This is a genomic window from Roseobacter sp., assembly GCF_024639605.1.
GTDB lineage: Bacteria > Pseudomonadota > Alphaproteobacteria > Rhodobacterales > Rhodobacteraceae > Roseobacter.
The window spans coordinates 1-19,783 of record NZ_JAHEHZ010000066.1 but is presented as its reverse complement, the minus strand read 5'-3'; the positions used below and the strand labels follow the sequence as shown (position 1 = coordinate 19,783).

The window sequence follows — 19,783 nt, the reverse complement described above, 5'->3', positions numbered from 1 at the left end:
TGGAAGTCGCCGAAATACTTCGTGATCGCAGCCGTCAGCGTCGTCTTGCCGTGGTCAACGTGACCAATCGTGCCGATGTTCACGTGCGGTTTATTACGTTCAAACTTTGCCTTTGCCATGATGGCCTCCTTGGGGTGTTCTTTGTGGCGGTCCGGCCGCCGGTGTCTGATATAGGCGCGCCCCGGGGCGCGCCTTGTGGCCGCCCCGCCGGGGCGACGTCGTTAAGCGAATTTGGCCTGAATCTCGTCAGAGATGTTCTGGGGCACCGGATCGTAGTGATCGAACTGCATGGTGAACTGCGCACGTCCCGACGACATCGAACGCAGCGTGTTGATGTAGCCGAACATGTTCGCCAGCGGCACGAATGCATCAATTGCAATTGCATTGCCGCGCGGCTCCTGGCCGGTCACCTGACCACGGCGGGATGTCAGATCACCGATGATGCCACCGGTGTATTCCTCCGGCGTGATCACTTCGACCTTCATGATCGGCTCGAGCAGCTTTGCGCCGGCCTTTTTCATGCCTTCCCGCATCCCCATCCGACCGGCGATTTCGAACGCCAGAACAGAGGAGTCCACATCGTGGTATTTGCCTTCGATGAGCGCGACCTTGAAGTCGATCACAGGGAAGCCGGCAAGCGGACCGGAGTCCATGACCGATTTGATACCCTTTTCAACGCCCGGGATATACTCCTTAGGCACCGAACCACCGACAACCCGGGACTCGAAAGAGTAGCCTTCGCCCGGCTCCGTCGGCGTGATGATCATCTTGACCTCAGCAAACTGACCCGACCCACCAGACTGTTTCTTGTGAGTATATACGATCTCAGCTTCACGGCTGACCGTTTCACGATAGGCCACCTGCGGAGCACCGATGTTGGCCTCGACCTTGAACTCACGCTTCAGGCGATCGACGAGGATATCGAGGTGAAGTTCCCCCATGCCCTTCATGATCGTCTGACCCGATTCCAGATCAGTTTCTACGCGGAAGGACGGATCCTCGGCCGCCAGACGCGCCAGACCCTGAGACATTTTCTCCTGGTCAGCCTTCGTTTTCGGCTCGACCGCGATCTCAATGACCGGATCAGGGAAAGTCATCGTTTCCAGCACGACCGGATCATTGACCGCACAAAGCGTGTCACCGGTTGTGGTGTCTTTCAGACCCGCCAGCGCGATGATGTCGCCGGCAAAGGCTTCGTCGATCTCTTCACGGTTGATCGAATGCATCATCATCATCCGGCCAACGCGCTCTTTCTTGCCTTTTGTCGAATTGAGCAGAGTATCGCCCTTCTTCAGCTGGCCGGAATAGATACGGGTAAAGGTCAGCGAGCCCACAAAGGGGTCGTTCATGATTTTGAATGCCAGACCGGAGAACGCCATGTCGTCATCCGCACGGCGCGGAATGTTACGGACTTCGTCCTCGTCACCGGGTTTGAAGCCCATGTAATCAACAACGTCCAGAGGGCTGGGCAGATAATCGATCACGGCGTTCAGCAGAGGCTGCACGCCTTTGTTCTTGAAAGCAGAGCCACAAAGAACGGGAATGAATTTGATCGCGAGTGTGCCTTTGCGGATCAGCTTGCGCAGCGTATCCACATCCGGCTCAGCACCGTCCATCAGATAGTTTTCCATCGCGTCGTCATCCATCTCGACCGCAGTCTCGATGAGGTGGCCGCGCCACTCGTCTGCCTGAGCTTTCAGGCTGTCACGGATGGGCTTCTTCACCCAGGACGCGCCAAGGTCTTCACCTTCCCAGACCCACTCTTCCATGGTCACGAGGTCAATCATGCCCTCAAGCTCGGTCTCTGCGCCGATCGGGATCTGGATCGGTGCGGGCGTTGCACCCGTACGGTCTTTGATCATCTTGACGCAGTTAAAGAAGTCAGCGCCGATCTTGTCCATCTTGTTGACGAAAACAATGCGCGGAACCTTATAGCGGTCTGCCTGACGCCAGACAGTTTCCGTCTGCGGCTCAACGCCGGCATTGGCATCGAGCACAGCAACCGCGCCGTCAAGAACCGCCAGCGAACGCTCAACTTCAATGGTGAAGTCCACGTGGCCGGGTGTGTCGATGATGTTCATGCGGTACTTGGTGTCGGATGTACCGTCGGATGTCGGCTCTTCCTGACGCTGCCAGAAAGTTGTCGTCGCAGCAGAAGTAATCGTGATGCCACGTTCCTGCTCCTGCTCCATCCAGTCCATCGTGGCGGCACCATCGTGCACCTCACCGATGTTGTGAGACTTGCCTGTATAGAACAGGATGCGCTCGGAACATGTTGTTTTACCGGCATCGATGTGAGCCATGATGCCAAAGTTACGGTAGCGTTGGAGCGGATAATCGCGTGCCATTGAGCTGCTTCCTCAGAATATCTGAAACGGTTGATCGCGCCCCCCTTGAAGGGCGCGAAATAATTACCAGCGGTAGTGGCTGAACGCTTTGTTGGCGTCTGCCATCTTGTGGGTGTCTTCGCGCTTTTTCACTGCGGTACCGCGGGACTGAACAGCATCCAGAAGCTCACCGGCAAGGCGCTCTTCCATGGTGTTCTCGTTACGGGCGCGCGAGGCTTTGATCAGCCAGCGGATCGCCAGCGCTTCGCGGCGCTCGGGGCGCACTTCGACGGGTACCTGGTATGTTGCACCACCAACCCGGCGCGAGCGAACCTCGACGGAGGGTTTGATGTTGTCGAGCGCTTCGTGGAACACCTCGATCGGTGCGCGCTTGATCTTGTCCTCAACGCGGGTCATCGCGTTATAGACGATACGTTCTGCGACCGACTTTTTGCCGTCGATCATCAGATTGTTCATGAATTTGGTCAGAACCAGATCACCGTATTTGGCGTCTGGCAGAACTTCGCGTTTTTCGGCTGCGTGGCGACGGGACATATCGTATTCCTCTTACTTCGGACGCTTGGCGCCGTATTTCGAACGACGCTGCTTACGGTCTTTAACGCCCTGAGTATCCAGGACACCGCGCAGGATGTGGTAACGCACACCGGGAAGGTCTTTCACACGGCCGCCACGGATCAGAACCACAGAGTGCTCCTGAAGGTTGTGGCTCTCGCCCGGGATGTAGCTGATGACTTCAAAGCCATTGGTCAGACGGACCTTCGCCACTTTCCGCATCGCCGAGTTCGGCTTTTTCGGTGTGGTTGTGTAAACACGCGTACAAACGCCACGCTTCTGCGGGCATTCCTGCAGGTGCATGGACTTTGAACGTTTAATTTTTGGCTGCCGCGGTTTGCGGATCAGCTGCTGAATCGTTGGCATTCCGGTTGGTTCCCCGTTTAGCTCACATATGTGTGCACAAAGACGCCCTTTGTGCGGTTTCAGTTGTCACAGCCACATGCGTCCACAGGGCCGTCCGGTGCGCGGATGCGCGTTTGTCTCTTGTCGCGCATGTACCCGCGACAACAAAAAAACCGCCTCCGTTTCCGTACCGGGGAAACGACGCGGTGGGTTTACAGAGGATCGGGCCGATAGGGGGCCGGATCGTGACCACTTCATTTTGATTTCAAAGGACAGAGTGCTCCTGCCTTCGAGATGTCGCGCGTATAAAAGGAGTCGCCCGTGGTGTCAACAGCCCCCTCCGATCTTGTCTCCGCGCATCAGCGCTGCAATGGTGGCCGCAGCCCGATCACGGAAACGAAGGGACGCAGCGAGATGCAGGTCATTGGCCTTTGCCGGTTTTCCTATCCCGCCATCGGCGGGTTTCAGGTCACGCATCCAAGCCCCGAAGACCGCATGAAAAGCCTTTGGGCCCCGGAGCGGATGGCATCGCGGTTTGCAACCTTCGAGGCATATACCCTGCCCTGCATCCGCGCCCAGACAGATGGCGATTTTACCTTTATCATTGTCATCGGTGACACCATGCCCCGGACCTATAAATCCCGCTTGCAGGACCTGGTCGCCGATGTGCCGCAGATTGTGATCCGCGAGCATGCCCCCGGCAAGCACCGGCGGGTTATGAGCGGCGTAATAAATGCTGAGCGCGCGCGCGGCAAATCGCCTTGCCTTCAGTTCCGGCTGGATGATGACGACGCGGTGGCACTGCATTTTGTAGCCGAACTGCGCCGCCGCGCGGGTCAGGCCCTGCCGGTACTTTCTGATCACCGCAGCCTCGCGATCGATTTTAACCAGGGATTCGTCGTGCATTCAGGACCGGATGGCATCAGTGCAGCACCCGTGCGCGAACGCTGCTGGACGCCCGGTCTTGCTGTCATGCTGCAGCCCCGCACCCGCCTTACCGTGATGAACTTCAACCATTCGCGCATCTGGGAGCGGATGCCCGTGCTGTCCTTTCCCGGCGAGGATATGATGATCCGCGGACACACTGAGTATAACGACTCGCGCCAGAAGTCCGCCGCGCGCCCCGTAAAAACCACCCTGCTCGACAAGGACCACGAGGACTACTTTCGCATGGCCTTCAATGTGGATGCAGACGAGGTTCGCCGGCTTTTCTCACCGGCGCATCAGGCTGCGTTCACGGTATAGAGTAAAAAGCCCGGTCGCCACGATGATCGCCGCACCGGCCAGGGTCAGTGGCGCAGGCCAGTCGCCGAAAACAAACCACCCCAGCGCCAGCGCCCAGATCAGACCGGTGTAGCGGAAGGGTGCGATGAAACTCACGTCTCCCGCCCGCATCACCTGCACCGAAAAGAAGTAGCCGCCCACGATGAATACGGATGAGGCGAGGACCAGCCCGCCCAGCCAGGGCGTCACCGGTGCCCAGGTGATCGTCAGCGACGCAAAGCCGGCGGCCACCAGAACCGTGACGGACGCACTCAGCGTGACCAGCAAAGACGGCACACCGGGCGACAACCGTCGGGTCGAAAGGTCCCGTACCGTCACGCAGATGACCGCGATGAGCGCATATAAAGACCAGACGTTGAAGCCATCTGTGCCCGGCCGCACGATCAGCAGCATGCCGGCAAACCCGATCCCGATTGCCAGAAACCGCCGCCAGCCAACCGGTTCCTGAAAAAATACCGCCGATCCGAGCGTCACCGTCAACGGCAACACCTGAAGGATCGCCGTGACATTCGCCAGCGGCATTTCGAGCAGAGCAGTCACAAAGAAATAGGCCGCAGCAACCTCCGCCACCGAGCGCAGCGCGATCAGCCGCCGGTCCTGAGCAGAAACAGCAATGCGCAGGGACCCGCGCTGCCAGGCCAGTCCGCCGATCAGAAGACTTGAAAAAATCCCCCGCAAAAACAGCAACTGAAAGAGCGGCAGTGCCCCACCCGCCGCCTTCAGAAATGCGTCGTTTATGGTGAAACAGGCCATCGAAACCATCATCAGAATGGCCCCGGTCAGATTTGGCGACATGCTGTGTCCCTTTTAATCCCGCACCATCCCTATGACGCATTCCGGACAAGGTCCAACCCTGTAGTTTCACGGGCGGTGCAATGACCCGGTGTCCTGCGACAGCAGAGGCTTCCGGGATCTGCGAACCCAATGTCCGAAACGAAAAACCCCCGCCGTGTGACCGGCGGGGGGTTACTTTTCAGTGCAGACTGTTTTGATCAGTCGCGGCTGTCTTCGTCTGCCGGGATCACCTGGTCAAAGACATCGCCACCGACCATGTCATCGTCCGGTGAGGGAGCCGCCAGAGCTGCGGCCGCTTCGGCCTCCTCGCGGCGCGCTTCAATCACGACATTGTCGCGATCCTGTGCCACGCGGCGAACCTTCATGGTCGCACCACCGGTACCGGCCGGGATCAGACGGCCCACGATGACGTTCTCTTTCAGACCAACCAGCTTGTCCTTCTTACCCTGCACGGAAGCTTCGGTAAGAACCCGGGTAGTCTCCTGGAAGGAGGCTGCCGAGATAAAGCTGCGGGTCTGCAGCGACGCCTTGGTGATGCCGAGCAGAATGGGTTCGCCCTGAGCCGGACGCCCGCCTTTGGCGAGGGCCTTTTCATTGGCGTGATCGAACTCCTGCTTATCGACGTGTTCGCCTTTCAGCAGCGTGGTGTCGCCGGAATCCTGGATCTCCCACTTCTGCAGCATCTGACGCACGATAACCTCGATGTGCTTGTCGTTGATCTTCACACCCTGCAAACGGTAAACATCCTGCACCTCGTCGATCATGTAATCCGCCAGCGCTTCGACACCCATAATGGCAAGAATGTCGTGCGGCGCCGGATTGCCGTCCATGATGTAATCGCCCTTCTGAACAAAATCACCTTCCGCGACGGGAATGTGTTTGCCCTTGGGCACCATGTATTCGACTTTGGTATCCGGATCTTCGGCGGACTCAATCGCGATACGGCGCTTGTTTTTATAGTCCTTACCGTAGCGCACATAGCCGTCGATCTCAGCGATAATGGCGTGATCTTTCGGGCGACGCGCCTCAAAGAGTTCGGCCACACGCGGCAGACCACCCGTGATGTCCTTGGTCTTGGCGCCTTCACGCGGAATCCGCGCAACGACGTCACCGGCCTGGATCTCGGCACCATCCTCGATGGAGAGAACCGCGTCGACGGACATCGGATAGGTCACCGGATTGCCCGCATCGTTGCGCACCGGCTCACCATCGCCATCCACCAGAATGATCTCGGGCTTAAGCTCGTTGCCTTTGGCCGCTGACCGCCAGTCGATCACGATCTTCTGTGTCATACCGGTTGCATCATCGGTTTCGTCCCGCACCGCGATGCCGCTGACAAGGTCAACAAACTTCGCCGTACCGGGTTTCTCCGCGATAATCGGCAGGGTGTAGGGATCCCACTCAAAGAGCTTGTCGCCGCGTTTCACGTCCTGGCCATCGGTGACAAAGAGCTTGGTGCCGTAACCCACCTTATGGCTGGCACGTTCTTCGCCGTTCTCGTCCTGAATGATCAGCTTCATGTTCCGGCCCATCACCATGATCTCGCCGGAGGCGTTCTCAAGGGTCGAGGCGTTGTCAAAGACGACCTTGCCGGAATGGCTGGCCTCAAGGAACGACTGCTGGCCACCCTGGGCCACGCCGCCGATGTGGAATGTCCGCATCGTCAGCTGTGTGCCGGGCTCACCGATCGACTGCGCGGCAATAATGCCGACAGCCTCACCGGTGTTGACCATGGTACCGCGTGCGAGGTCACGACCGTAGCACATGGCGCAAACGCCCTCTTCGGCCTCACAGGTCAGCGGGCTGCGGATCCGCGCGGAGGCCACACCGGCCTCTTCGACGGCGTCAGCCATCCGCTCGTCAATGAGCGTGCCGGCGGCAAGCAAAACGTCATCCGTACCCGGACGCATGATGTCTTCCGCCACCACGCGGCCCAGAATGCGCTCGGACAGCGAGGAGACAACCTCACCGTCGTTGACCGCAGCCACCGCAGTGATTGACGTTTCCGTGCCACAGTCGTTCATGCGCACGATGCAGTCCTGCGCCACGTCCACCAGACGACGCGTCAGGTAGCCTGAGTTCGCGGTCTTCAGAGCGGTATCCGACAGACCCTTCCGGGCGCCGTGCGTGGAGTTGAAGTACTCCAGAACGGTCAGACCTTCTTTGAAGTTCGAGATGATCGGTGTCTCGATGATGTCGCCGTTCGGCTTGGCCATCAGGCCGCGCATCCCGCCGAGCTGTTTCATCTGCGTCACCGAACCCCGCGCTCCGGAGTGCGCCATCATATAAACCGAGTTCGGTTCCATTTCGGCACCGGCCTCATTGCGCTGGCTTGCAGAGATCGAGCCCATCATCGCGTCGGTGACTTTGTCGTTACACTTCGACCAGGCATCGACCACTTTGTTGTACTTCTCGCCCTGAGTGATCAGACCGTCCATGTACTGCTGCTCGAAATCCTTCACCAGCTCGCGCGTCTCTTCGACGATCGGCCATTTGGTGTCGGGGATCAGCATGTCGTCCTTGCCAAAGGAAATGCCGGCCTTGAAGGCTTCGCGGAAACCCATTGTCATGATCTGGTCGCAGAAAATGACGGATTCTTTCTGGCCGCAATAACGATAAACCGTGTCGATGATCTGCTGTACTTCTTTCTTCCGCAGCAGACGGTTGACCAGTTCGAACGGCGCCTTGGCATTGAGCGGCAGGAGCGCGCCCAGACGGATACGCCCCGGCGTGGTCTCGAAGCGTTTCATCACTTCAAGGCCGTTTTCGTCGATCTGCGAGATCCGGGCCGTAATTTTGCTGTGCAGGTGAACGAGACCTGCATCAAGCGCGTGCTGGACTTCCTCAACAGAGCCAAAGACCATGCCTTCGCCCTTCATGCCTTCACGCTCCAGGGTCGTGTAATACAACCCAAGGATCATATCCTGCGACGGCACGATGATCGGCGCGCCGTTTGCAGGCGACAGAACGTTGTTGGTGGACATCATCAGAACGCGCGCTTCAAGCTGCGCCTCAAGGCTGAGCGGCACGTGTACGGCCATCTGGTCACCGTCGAAGTCGGCATTAAAGGCCGAGCAGACGAGCGGGTGCAGCTGGATCGCTTTACCTTCGATCAGAACAGGCTCAAACGCCTGAATACCGAGACGGTGCAGCGTCGGCGCCCGGTTCAGCATCACAGGGTGCTCGCGGATCACCTCGTCAAGAATGTCCCAGACCTCGGGACGTTCTTTTTCGACGAGCTTCTTGGCCTGTTTCACGGTCGAGCTGAGACCTTTAGCTTCCAGACGCGAGTAGATGAACGGCTTGAAGAGTTCGAGCGCCATCTTTTTTGGCAGACCACACTGGTGCAGCTTCAGTTCAGGCCCGGTCACGATGACTGAACGTCCGGAGAAATCGACGCGTTTACCCAGAAGGTTCTGACGGAAACGACCCTGTTTACCTTTCAGCATGTCGCTGAGCGATTTCAGCGGACGCTTGTTGGCCCCGGTAATCACCCGGCCCCGACGGCCGTTGTCAAAGAGCGCATCTACAGATTCCTGCAACATCCGCTTTTCGTTACGCACGATGATGTCAGGTGCGCGCAGTTCGATGAGACGCTTGAGACGGTTGTTCCGGTTGATCACACGACGATAGAGGTCGTTGAGATCAGAGGTCGCGAACCGGCCGCCATCCAGCGGCACCAGCGGGCGCAGTTCCGGCGGAATCACGGGGATAACCGTCAGAACCATCCACTCCGGACGGTTACCGGATTCAAGGAAGCTCTCCACGACTTTCAGGCGTTTGATGATCTTCTTGGGCTTAAGCTCGCCTGTGGCCTCTTTGAGGTCCGCACGCAGCTGCTCTGCTTCGGCTTCCAGATCGATCGCGGCCAGCATTTCGCGGATCGCTTCAGCACCGATATTCGCGGTGAAAGCGTCCATGCCGAACGCGTCCTGGGCATCCATATACTCTTCTTCGGTCATCATCTGACCATAGGTGAGGTCTGTGAGGCCCGGCTCGATCACCACGTAATTCTCAAAATAGAGAACCCGCTCCAGATCGCGCAGCGTCATATCCAGCATCAGACCGATGCGGGAGGGCAGCGATTTCAGAAACCAGATGTGTGCCACGGGCGAGGCAAGCTCAATGTGGCCCATACGCTCACGGCGCACTTTCTGCAGCGTGACTTCCACGCCGCATTTCTCGCAGACAACGCCGCGATACTTCATCCGCTTGTACTTGCCGCAGAGACATTCGTAGTCCTTGATCGGGCCAAAAATACGCGCGCAGAAAAGACCGTCACGCTCGGGCTTGAATGTCCGGTAGTTGATGGTCTCGGGCTTTTTGATCTCACCGAAGGACCAGCTCAGAATGCGCTCAGGCGATGCAAGCGAGACCTTGATCTCGTCAAAAACCTTGGGCGGCGTGAGCGGGTTGAACGGGTTGTTTGTCAGTTCCTGGTTCATTTTCAAATCCTTGAAAGGGAGGCAATGGAAGAGCGAGGGCGCAGGGAGCCATCAAAAGGCACCCCGCGTTGATCCCGTTATTCGTCTTCCTCAGCGTCCAGGAGTTCCATGTTGAGGCCGAGGCCACGGACTTCTTTGACCAGAACGTTGAAGCTCTCGGGCACGCCCGCTTCAAAGTTGTCCTCGCCTTTGACGATGCTTTCATAGACTTTCGTCCGTCCGGCCACGTCGTCCGATTTCACGGTCAGCATTTCCTGCAGGGTGTAGGCAGCGCCATAAGCTTCAAGCGCCCAGACCTCCATCTCACCGAAGCGCTGGCCACCAAACTGCGCTTTACCACCCAGCGGCTGCTGGGTGACGAGGCTGTAAGGCCCGGTCGAGCGCGCGTGGATTTTGTCATCCACAAGGTGGTGCAGTTTCAGCAGGTATTTGACGCCGACGGTCACAGGGCGGGCAAACTGCTCGCCTGTGCGCCCGTCAAAGAGCACCGACTGACCCGAGGTATCAAACCCTGCGCGCTTCAGCGCATCGTTCACGTCTGCCTCTTTGGCGCCATCGAATACCGGCGTCGCAATCGGCACGCCGCGTGTGACATTGCCGGCAGCCTCAACGAGGGTTTCCTCGTCCATGCCGGCGATGCCCTCGTCGTAGACATCCTGACCGTAGGCAAGGCTCAGAGCCTCACGCACAGGCGTCAGATCACCGGAGCGGCGATAGTCCTGCAGCGCCTCATCGACGTTGACACCCAGGCCACGTGCGGCCCATCCCATATGCGTCTCAAGGATCTGACCGACGTTCATACGCGACGGCACGCCCAGCGGGTTCAGACAGAAATCCACCGGTGTCCCGTCCGCGAGGAACGGCATGTCCTCCATTGGGACCACTTTGGAGATTACGCCCTTGTTGCCGTGACGACCGGCCATTTTATCGCCCGGCTGCAGCTTGCGCTTTACCGCCACGAAAACCTTGACCATTTTCATCACACCCGGGGGCAGATCATCGCCACGGCGGACCTTCTCGACTTTGTCCTCAAAGCGCGCATCAAGAGCCCGTTTCTGGATCTCGTACTGCTCGTTGAGGGCCTCGACGACCTGTGCATCCGCCTCGTCTTTCAGAGCCAGCTGCCACCACTGACCGCGGGTCAGCATTTCCAGCGCGTCTTCGGTGATCTCGGAGTTTGCCTTGAAGCCTTTAGGGCCCTTCACAGCAGTTTTTCCGAGGATCAGGTCCTTCAGACGGGCATAGATGTTCCGGTCGAGGATCGCGAGTTCGTCGTCGCGGTCACGGGCGAGGCGTTCCACCTCTTCGCGCTCGATCTGCAGCGCGCGCTCGTCCTTTTCCACACCGTGGCGGTTAAAGACGCGCACTTCGACGACCGTGCCGAAATCACCCGGCTTCACGCGCAGCGAGGTATCGCGCACGTCAGAGGCTTTCTCACCAAAGATGGCGCGCAGAAGTTTTTCCTCCGGCGTCATCGGGCTTTCGCCTTTCGGGGTGATCTTGCCCACCAGAATATCGCCGGGCTCTACGTCCGCTCCGATATAGACGATGCCCGCTTCGTCGAGGTTGCGCAGGGCTTCCTCGCCGACGTTCGGTATATCGCGGGTGATCTCTTCCGGCCCGAGCTTGGTGTCACGCGCGGCGACTTCGAATTCCTCGATGTGGATCGAGGTGAAGACGTCGTCGCGGGCAATCCGCTCGGAGATCAGGATAGAGTCCTCGTAGTTGTAGCCATTCCACGGCATGAAGGCGACGACGACGTTTTTACCAAGCGCCAGCTCCCCCATATCCGTTGACGGACCATCGGCAACCACCTGTCCTTTGGAGACCCGGTCACCCACCTTCACCAGCGGACGCTGGTTGATACAGGTGTTCTGGTTCGAGCGCTGGAATTTGCGCATGCGGTAAATATCCACGCCCGCGTCCCCCAGTTCAAGATCTTCGGTTGCCCGTATCACGATCCGGCTGGCGTCAACCTGGTCGATCACGCCTGCGCGTTTCGCCATGATCGCAGCACCGGAATCGCGTGCGACAACTTCTTCGATGCCGGTGCCCACAAGTGGCGCCTCAGCCTGCAGAAGCGGCACGGCCTGACGTTGCATGTTCGAGCCCATCAGAGCGCGGTTGGCATCGTCATTTTCCAGGAACGGAATGAGCGAGGCCGCAACCGACACCAGCTGTTTCGGAGATACGTCAATCAGATCAACGCTTTCCGATGGCGCCAGCGTGTAGTCGCCGGACTGACGGGTCGAAACCAGATCATTCACAAACACCATGTTCTCGTCGAGATTGGCGTTCGCCTGCGCCACGGTGTGACGCATCTCCTCGGTCGCGGACATGTACTGCACCTCGTCGGTGACCTTGCGGTTCTCGACCTTGCGGTAGGGTGTCTCAATGAAGCCGTATTTATTTACCCGCGCGAAAGTCGCGAGGCTGTTGATCAGACCGATGTTCGGCCCTTCCGGCGTCTCAATCGGGCACATCCGTCCATAGTGTGTCGGATGCACGTCGCGCACCTCAAAGCCCGCGCGTTCCCGCGTCAAACCACCTGGCCCAAGCGCCGAAAGACGACGCTTGTGCGTCACCTCAGACAGCGGGTTCGTCTGGTCCATGAACTGCGACAGCTGCGAGGAGCCAAAGAATTCACGCACCGCTGCCGCAGCCGGTTTAGCGTTTATCAGATCCTGCGGCATCACCGTATCAATTTCGACGGACGACATCCGTTCTTTGATCGCACGCTCCATGCGCAGCAGACCGACGCGGTACTGGTTCTCCATCAGCTCACCAACTGACCGCACGCGGCGGTTGCCGAGGTGGTCAATGTCGTCGATATCACCACGCCCGTCGCGCAGATCGACCAGCGCCTTGATGCAGGCCACGATATCTTCGCGGCGCAGCGTGCGCTGTGTATCCTCGGCATCGAGTGCGAGACGCATGTTCATCTTCACGCGGCCAACCGCGGAAAGATCATAACGCTCACTGTCAAAGAAAAGCGTGTCGAAAAGCGCAGAGGCCGCCTCGACGGTGGGCGGCTCACCCGGACGCATGACGCGGTAGATGTCCATGAGCGCGGTGTCGCGGTTCATGTTTTTGTCCTGCGCCATCGTGTTGCGCATGTACGGACCGACATTGACGTTATCGATGTCGAGAAGCGGGATCTCGGTCACACCGGCATCGACGAGCTCTTTGGCCGTTCCGCCGACGAGCGTACCGTCCTTGTCGTATTCCAGTGTCATCTCGTCACCGGCTTCGACATAGATCGCGCCGGTCTCTTCGTTGATGATGTCTTTGGCCGCGAATTTTCCGGTGATGTGCTCGAACGGCAGCAGCAGCTCGGTCACTTTGCCTTCGTCGATCAGCTGTTTGACCGCGCGGGGCGTGACTTTCTTGCCCTTCTCAAAGAGAATTTCACCGGTTTTCGCATCGACCAGATCATATGTCGGGCGGGTACCGCGCACACGATCAGGGAAGAACGGGGCGACCCAGCCTTTGTTCTTCTTCAGCTTGTAAGTGACGGTGCTGTAGTAGGCATCCATGATGGCTTCCTGGTCGAGACCAAGCGCATAAAGAAGCGTCGTTACAGGCAGTTTCCGGCGGCGGTCAATGCGGGCAAAGACGATGTCTTTGGCATCGAACTCAAAGTCCAGCCAGGAGCCGCGGTAGGGGATGATGCGGCAGGCAAAAAGAAGCTTTCCGGAGGAGTGCGTTTTTCCTTTGTCGTGGTCAAAGAACACGCCGGGCGAGCGGTGCATCTGAGACACGATCACGCGCTCGGTGCCGTTCACAACAAAGGTGCCGTTGGGCGTCATCAGGGGCATATCGCCCATAAAGACATCCTGTTCCTTGATGTCTTTGACCGATTTTGCACCGGTATCCTCGTCAATATCGAACACGATGAGGCGCAGCGTTACTTTGAGCGGCGCGGAATATGTCATATCGCGCTGCTGACATTCCTCAACGTCGTATTTCGGCTTTTCCAGCTCGTACTTGACGTATTCAAGCACGGATGTTTCATTAAAATCCTTAATCGGGAAAACCGACTGGAAAACACCGGTAATGCCCTCGCCGTCCGTAGGAACGTCGGCATCGCCGGAATTCAGGAAGAGATCATACGAGGATTTCTGCACCTCGATCAGGTTTGGCATCTCCAGAACTTCACGGATTTTGCCATAATATTTACGTAGACGTTTCTGGCCAAGGAACGATTGAGCCATAATAGGTGTCACCTTTCAGAGTTCTCACCGGTCGCGGTTACCGTCGGGCCACGGCACCACACCCATACGAGACAATACGTTTTCGGTCTATTCACGGGCACCGTCCCACCGGTGCCTTCCCGACCATTGAAACCGCATCCTGATAAAGGTCTTTCGCAAAAGGCCCTTATCAGGACAGGTTAAGCCGGACCCGGAAAGCTCCGGATCCAGCTCTTTTTTATCAGACAGAGATGCGGCGCATCAGCGCCCCGTCCCTGAGCTGCCGGCTCAGGCCAGTTCGACCTCGGCGCCAGCTGCTTCCAGCTTGCCTTTGATCTCTTCGGCTTCGGCTTTGTCGCAGCCTTCTTTGATCTTGCCGCCCGCTTCCACGAGGTCTTTGGCTTCTTTGAGGCCCAGACCGGTGATGCCGCGAACTTCTTTGATCACGTTGATTTTCGACGCGCCTGCGTTCTTCAGAACGACGTCGAATTCTGTTTTCTCTTCTTCAGCAGCACCGCCGCCATCCGCAGGACCAGCCATCATCACAGCGCCACCAGCGGCGGGCTCGATGCCGTACTCGTCTTTGAGGATTGTCTTCAGTTCTTGTGCTTCAAGCAGCGTCAGACCAACGATCTCTTCTGCCAGTTTTTTCAGATCAGCCATGTTTTAGCTCTTTCCGTTAACGATATGTGTGTTCCAACGTCGCGTTTTCAACCCGACACCGGTTTGACGATGCTTTATGCGGCCGCCTTGTCCTCGATGGTGGACAGGATGGATGCGATATTGCTTGCAGGTGCGCCAATGGCCCCGGCGATGTTCGAAGCAGGTGCGCCCAGCATGCCCGCGATTGTGGAGATAAGCTCCTCGCGCGAAGGCATTTTGGACACGGCTTCAACACCGGCGACGTCCAGTGCGTTCTCACCCATTGCACCACCGAGAATGACGAATTTGTCATTTCCTTTGGCGAACTCCTGAGCAACCTTGGCCGCGGCCACAGGATCCTCAGAATAGGTCAGAACAGTCATACCCGTCAGAAGGTCGGCAATGCTTTCGCATGGCTTGCCCTCAAGGGCGATCTTGGCGAGCCTGTTTTTGGCAACACGCACAGACCCGCCCGCGTCGCGTGCTTTTGCGCGCAGGTCCTGCATTTCAGCAACTGTCAGACCGGCGTAGTGGCTGACCACAACGACGCCAGAGCTTTCAAAGATCTGGCCGAGTTCATCGACCAGCTGTTCTTTTTGTGCTCTATCCACAGTTTCACTCCATTTGTGGGAGGCGGATGCCTCCCGGCTCAGTTCAGGATGCGATTGTCTGCATCCCATTCGGGTCCAGTTGAGGGTCCCGAGACCAAAACCGCCCGAAGGCCGGAATTTTCTCGTTTCCCATCTCAGGAAGGAATTATTCAGATCGAAACCTGAACCCTCCGTCTCGGACAGAAAGCAGGGCCGGTCGTCTGGCCTTGCCTATCAGGCGGGTCGCCCCGCCGGATTTTTACCGGGAAATTGTCCCGGTGCCGCCTGCCCGGCCGCCGGATGCGTGCATCCAACCGGCCGGACAAAATGCGACGTGTTTACTCCGTAACGGCGTTATCCACCGAAACTGTCACGCCGGGGCCCATTGTCGAGCTCACCGCGATTTTCTTCATATAGGTGCCTTTTGACCCGGACGGCTTGGCCCGGGATACGGCACTGACGAAAGCGCGGATGTTTTCCACCAGCTTTCCTTCGTCGAATGACATTTTGCCAACACCTGCGTGCACGACACCGCCCTTTTCCGCTTTGAACTGAACTTCGCCGCCTTTGGCTGCTTTCACAGCGGCTTCGACGTCCATTGTCACGGTGCCAACCTTGGGGTTCGGCATCAGGTTGCGGGGGCCGAGCACCTTGCCCAGACGACCGACGATCGGCATCATGTCAGGTGTCGCGATGCAGCGATCAAACTCGATCTTGCCGCTCTGCACGGTTTCCATCAGGTCTTCCGCACCGACGATATCCGCGCCGGCCTTTTCGGCTTCTTCTGCCTTGGGGCCACGTGCAAACACCGCCACGCGCACGGTTTTGCCGGTGCCGTTGGGCAGACCGACAACGCCGCGGACCATCTGATCTGCGTGACGCGGGTCAACACCAAGGTTCATAGCAATCTCGACGGTCTCGTCGAATTTGACCTTGGAGTTGCCTTTGATCAGGGCCACGGCCTCTTCGACTGTGACGTCCTCTTTGCCGGCGAATGCTTCGCGTGCGGCGCGGGTTCTTTTTCCGAGCTTTGCCATATTACTTCACCTCGATGCCCATAGAGCGGGCAGAGCCCAGGATGATCTGCATGGCCGCTTCGATGGAATTGGCGTTGAGATCTTTCATCTTCGCTTCGGCGATTTCACGCACCTGCTTGGTCGTCACATGGCCGACAACCTCGCGCGAGGGGGTCTTGGCGCCGGACTTCAGCTTGGCGGCCTTCTTGAGGTAATAAGACGCAGGCGGCGTCTTGATATCCATCGTGAAGGACTTGTCCTGATAATAGGTGATCACGGTCGGGCACGGCGCACCCGGCTCCATATCCGCTGTCTTGGCGTTGAACGCCTTGCAGAATTCCATGATGTTGATGCCGCGCTGACCCAGCGCCGGACCGACCGGCGGGGAGGGGTTCGCCTGCCCTGCGGGCACCTGCAGCTTCATGCTGCCAACGAGTTTCTTGGCCATTGGCCGTCTCCTTTTCCAACCCCGCCCCGGCGCGCCGGTTCGGGCTTATGTTGTCGTGGTCCGGTCCGGATGCCGCGGCACCCTCGCCTCCCACGGTTTATGCACTCAGGTCTGCTTGTTGACCTGGGTGAATTCCAGCTCGACCGGGGTCTCCCGGCCGAAGATCGACACCGACACCTTCAGGCGCTGGTTGTCGTCATCTACTTCTTCAATCATGCCGTCAAAGTCCTCAAACGGACCGTCGGCAACCTTAACTTTCTCACCCACTTCAAAGTGGATCAGTGTGCGTGGCGCATCTTCGCCTTCCTGCACACGGTTCAGAATCGCATTTACCTCGGCATCGCGCATCGGCATCGGACGCCCCTGCGGACCAAGAAACCCGGTAACCCGGTTGATGGAGTTAATCAGGTGATACCCCTTATCCGACATCTCCATATGCACCAGCACATAGCCCGGCATAAAACGCCGCTCGGTGGTCACTTTCTTGCCGCGACGCACCTCGATTACCTCTTCGGTGGGCACCAGGACTTCGTCGATCTGTTCCTCGAGCGCCTGCTCGGCCACGGACGTGCGGATCTGTTCCGCGATCTTCTTTTCGAAGTTCGACAGGACACTCACCGAATACCACCGCTTAGCCATCTGTTTACAGGTCCCTGTCTCTGCCGGCAGCAAGCTGCCAAAAATCTCGTATTTCCGGGCACTTATCCCGATAGGTCTGAACAAAAAATCGGCGCGTAACTCGAATCGCCACACGCCCTGCCTCTGGTCAGGCCTGCGGCATACTCCGCACAGGCCAATCTTTCAAGGGGTGCAGGGGGTTTTTTGAACTGCCCCGTTCAGCCTCAGCCGAACATGCCCAGCACGGCCTGAAGACCACCACGGATAATGATATCGACCGTGGCGAAGAAGACCGCAAAGAGCGCTGCCATGATGAAAACCATCACAGTCGTAAGCATGACCTCACGCCTCGTCGGCCACACAACCTTCGCCACCTCAGCACGGGTTTGCTGAATGAACTGAAACGGGTTCGTGGCCATGGGTCACCTTTCTGCGCTGAACTCACCGCGATGTAACGGGCCCCAGCGCAGAATTCAAGAGATCAAACCGCGCGCGCGTCTCATCGCGACGGTTCATGGTTCAGACGGTTCAGACGCTCGCTGAGCGCCGCTGCGTGCTTCTGGTCGGCAACGATCATGGCGCGCAGGTCAGGGCTGCGCAGCATGTCGGCGGCGGCATCTGGCAGGATGGCCGTATACCGGTCCCAGCGTCGCGACAAAACCCATGCCCGCAGTTTCAGCCGGCGTGCGGCGTCCGGGTGGCGCCGGGCATAGCGCCGGAACTGAGAGATAACGCCCTTCCAGAACCGCTCTTCCCCGACAATCAGATAAAAGGCGACAAAAAGGATGCCGAACAGAACACCCCAGCCGATTACAAATACCGGCTGCAACAGCAGCATCAGCACAGCGCTCGTCACCAGAATGGCGCGTCGTTCGGGCCGGTAGGCGCGTATCCGAAACAAAAGCCACGCGGCGAGATCGCCCCCCGGCGCGCGGTCGGAGGCACCCTGTATGATGGTTGCCTCCCGGGCCCCTGATGCTGATGCCTCGTGCACGGCTGCGACTTCCTCGCCGGGGCCGGCCTCGTTGGTTTCGATCAGGGACCGCACCGCTAGAATATCGGCATCTGTTTCATTGCTTTCTTGCTGCGCTGCACTGTTGTTATCTGACATTTCCCCGTTTTCCCGCATTGTTCAGAATCACGTCAATTCTGCGCGCCCTTCACGGCATTATCGTGGCAGAAATACGCCCTGACGACGGCACCCGATCTCAGACGCAGTGCCCTGGAGGCTGAATATGGGAAAAATGGCAGGGGCTGAGGGACTCGAACCCACGACCCTCGGTTTTGGAGACCGATGCTCTACCAACTGAGCTAAACCCCTGTACCGTCGACGGGCGTAGTCGGAATTGCCGGCGTGTTCAAGAGTAAACCTGCCCCGGCCGATGCAATTTCCCACAGGTATTCGCGGAACGAATTCGCGCAGACCGCGTTTCTCATGCAAGACAACCGTAACAATTGTGGAGGGCCCGAAAGATGGCAATCAATTCCCTGAAAGAAATCTATCACGACCAGTTGCAGGACATTTACAGCGCCTGCAAGCAGTCACTCGACGTCACAGCTGAGCTTGGCCGCGCTGCCACAGACAAAGAGCTTTCCGAAGCTCTGATCGCAGGCTCGAAGGGCATCAGCGAAGGCATGGACGCTCTGAAGTCCATCTGTGCCGAGCATGACATCGACCCAGAAGGTGAGCACTGCAAAGGCATGGAGGGTCTGGTGAAAGAGGCCCGCGCTCACGCGCTGGAAGAAGACTTCGGCGATGATGACGCCCGCGACGCCATGATCATTACCCAGTACCAGCGCATGGTGCATTACGCGCTTGCCGGATACGGATGCCTTGTTGCTTTCGCCAACCGTCTGGAGAAAGACGGCGATGCGGCTGTTCTGCAGCGCCATCTCGATGAGACCTATGACGGTGATCGCCGGATGACTGAAATCGCGACCAAAGGCGGCGTTAACAAAGCCGCTGCATGACTGCTGCGGGGCGCCGATTTTGCGGCGCCCCGCCCGCCACGTGACACACCATCGCAGATGTACGCGCAATTTCTGCCCGTCTGCCTAAAGCTTTCCCCAAAAAAATCGTTCTGTGTGAACTGGTTCACTGACGTTGCGTGGTTTGCGCGGCATTTCTTTTGCATACCTTCAGATGCAATCAGGCATTTTCGCCTGTTGCGAAACGCAGATGCCAGTCAGAACGGACAGATCACCATGAAAATGAAAACCCTCCTCGCTCTCATTATCGGTTCAGTTTTTCTCATGGGGTGTGCCGACTCCGGACAATACCCTGTGACCAGAAATACAGTTGGCGTTGATGATCAGGTCCGGTTTATGACAGCACCGAACCTGACACGCTACTGACAGCAGTTTGCGGCACGGGTGCCGCCGGAAATTTCTGACGTCTGCCCGCCGCGCACGGCCACTTCCGGTGGCCCCTGCCGACAGCAAAAAGGCCGCAGCGGGTATGCTGCGGCCTTTTCTTTGTCGCTGCCGGGTGCTGCAACCGGGTTGCA

The 19,783-nt window shown here is 58.2% G+C and carries 16 protein-coding genes and 1 tRNA gene; 2 read left to right on the top strand and 15 right to left on the bottom strand.

Features of this window, described 5'->3' with window-relative positions; genetic code table 11:
- From Q0M35_RS10390 to rpsL, 4 genes are all read right to left on the bottom strand, one after another.
- A partial coding sequence (locus tag Q0M35_RS10390) for a GTP-binding protein (RefSeq protein WP_295314877.1) occupies positions 1–119 on the bottom strand: 119 nt, incomplete at its 3' end.
- A gap of 102 nt (positions 120–221) precedes the next feature.
- Complete coding sequence (gene fusA / locus Q0M35_RS10385) at positions 222–2,348, bottom strand: elongation factor G (protein WP_295314875.1); 2,127 nt, start codon at positions 2,346–2,348, stop codon at positions 222–224.
- A gap of 63 nt (positions 2,349–2,411) precedes the next feature.
- Complete coding sequence (gene rpsG, locus Q0M35_RS10380; protein WP_067928015.1) at positions 2,412–2,882, bottom strand: 30S ribosomal protein S7; 471 nt, start codon at positions 2,880–2,882, stop codon at positions 2,412–2,414.
- 12 nt (positions 2,883–2,894) lie between these two features.
- A complete protein-coding gene (rpsL, locus tag Q0M35_RS10375) occupies positions 2,895–3,266 on the bottom strand; it encodes a 30S ribosomal protein S12 (RefSeq protein ID WP_011570072.1) in 372 nt (123 codons plus the stop codon).
- Positions 3,267–3,566: 300 nt separating this feature from the next.
- Here rpsL and Q0M35_RS10370 point away from each other — a divergent pair, with 300 nt between their 5' ends.
- Positions 3,567–4,490: a putative rhamnosyl transferase gene (locus Q0M35_RS10370; RefSeq protein ID WP_295314869.1), complete on the top strand. Its 924-nt coding sequence runs from the start codon at positions 3,567–3,569 to the stop codon at positions 4,488–4,490.
- Here the strand turns inward: Q0M35_RS10370 and Q0M35_RS10365 are convergent.
- The 11 genes from Q0M35_RS10365 to Q0M35_RS10315 all read right to left on the bottom strand — a co-directional run bounded on the left by Q0M35_RS10365 (position 4,458) and on the right by Q0M35_RS10315 (position 18,597).
- Positions 4,458–5,324: a DMT family transporter gene (locus tag Q0M35_RS10365; RefSeq protein WP_295314867.1), complete on the bottom strand. Its 867-nt coding sequence runs from the start codon at positions 5,322–5,324 to the stop codon at positions 4,458–4,460. The genes Q0M35_RS10370 and Q0M35_RS10365 overlap by 33 nt on opposite strands.
- Positions 5,325–5,521: 197 nt before the next feature.
- Positions 5,522–9,769: a DNA-directed RNA polymerase subunit beta' gene (gene rpoC / locus Q0M35_RS10360; RefSeq protein WP_295314865.1), complete on the bottom strand. Its 4,248-nt coding sequence runs from the start codon at positions 9,767–9,769 to the stop codon at positions 5,522–5,524.
- A 77-nt stretch (positions 9,770–9,846) separates the two neighbouring features.
- Complete coding sequence (gene rpoB / locus Q0M35_RS10355) at positions 9,847–13,983, bottom strand: DNA-directed RNA polymerase subunit beta (protein WP_295314863.1); 4,137 nt, start codon at positions 13,981–13,983, stop codon at positions 9,847–9,849.
- A gap of 267 nt (positions 13,984–14,250) precedes the next feature.
- Positions 14,251–14,625 (bottom strand): 50S ribosomal protein L7/L12, encoded by a 375-nt coding sequence (gene rplL, locus Q0M35_RS10350; RefSeq protein ID WP_169639397.1) that lies wholly within the window; start codon positions 14,623–14,625, stop codon positions 14,251–14,253.
- A 74-nt stretch (positions 14,626–14,699) separates the two neighbouring features.
- The gene (rplJ, locus tag Q0M35_RS10345) at positions 14,700–15,215 is read right to left on the bottom strand and encodes a 50S ribosomal protein L10 (protein ID WP_169639396.1); all 516 of its coding nucleotides are present in this window, start codon (positions 15,213–15,215) and stop codon (positions 14,700–14,702) included.
- Between the two features lie 317 nt (positions 15,216–15,532).
- Positions 15,533–16,231, bottom strand: a complete 699-nt coding sequence (rplA, locus tag Q0M35_RS10340; protein WP_295314859.1) for a 50S ribosomal protein L1 — start codon at positions 16,229–16,231, stop codon at positions 15,533–15,535.
- A gap of 1 nt (position 16,232) precedes the next feature.
- Positions 16,233–16,658, bottom strand: a complete 426-nt coding sequence (gene rplK / locus Q0M35_RS10335) for a 50S ribosomal protein L11 (protein ID WP_169639394.1) — start codon at positions 16,656–16,658, stop codon at positions 16,233–16,235.
- A gap of 105 nt (positions 16,659–16,763) precedes the next feature.
- Positions 16,764–17,297 carry a transcription termination/antitermination protein NusG gene (gene nusG / locus Q0M35_RS10330; protein ID WP_295314857.1) on the bottom strand — a complete coding sequence of 178 codons (534 nt, stop codon included), beginning with the start codon at positions 17,295–17,297 and terminating at the stop codon, positions 16,764–16,766.
- 203 nt (positions 17,298–17,500) lie between these two features.
- Positions 17,501–17,695, bottom strand: coding sequence for a preprotein translocase subunit SecE (gene secE / locus Q0M35_RS10325; RefSeq protein WP_169639392.1), 195 nt, complete (start codon positions 17,693–17,695; stop codon positions 17,501–17,503).
- Positions 17,696–17,775: 80 nt separating this feature from the next.
- Positions 17,776–18,387 carry a hypothetical protein gene (locus Q0M35_RS10320; RefSeq protein ID WP_295314855.1) on the bottom strand — a complete coding sequence of 204 codons (612 nt, stop codon included), beginning with the start codon at positions 18,385–18,387 and terminating at the stop codon, positions 17,776–17,778.
- Positions 18,388–18,521: 134 nt separating this feature from the next.
- A tRNA-Trp gene (locus Q0M35_RS10315) sits at positions 18,522–18,597 on the bottom strand.
- A 152-nt stretch (positions 18,598–18,749) separates the two neighbouring features.
- Between Q0M35_RS10315 and Q0M35_RS10310 the strand changes: the two genes are divergently transcribed.
- A complete protein-coding gene (locus tag Q0M35_RS10310) occupies positions 18,750–19,247 on the top strand; it encodes a ferritin-like domain-containing protein (RefSeq protein WP_295314853.1) in 498 nt (165 codons plus the stop codon).
- Positions 19,248–19,783: the final 536 nt, after the last annotated feature.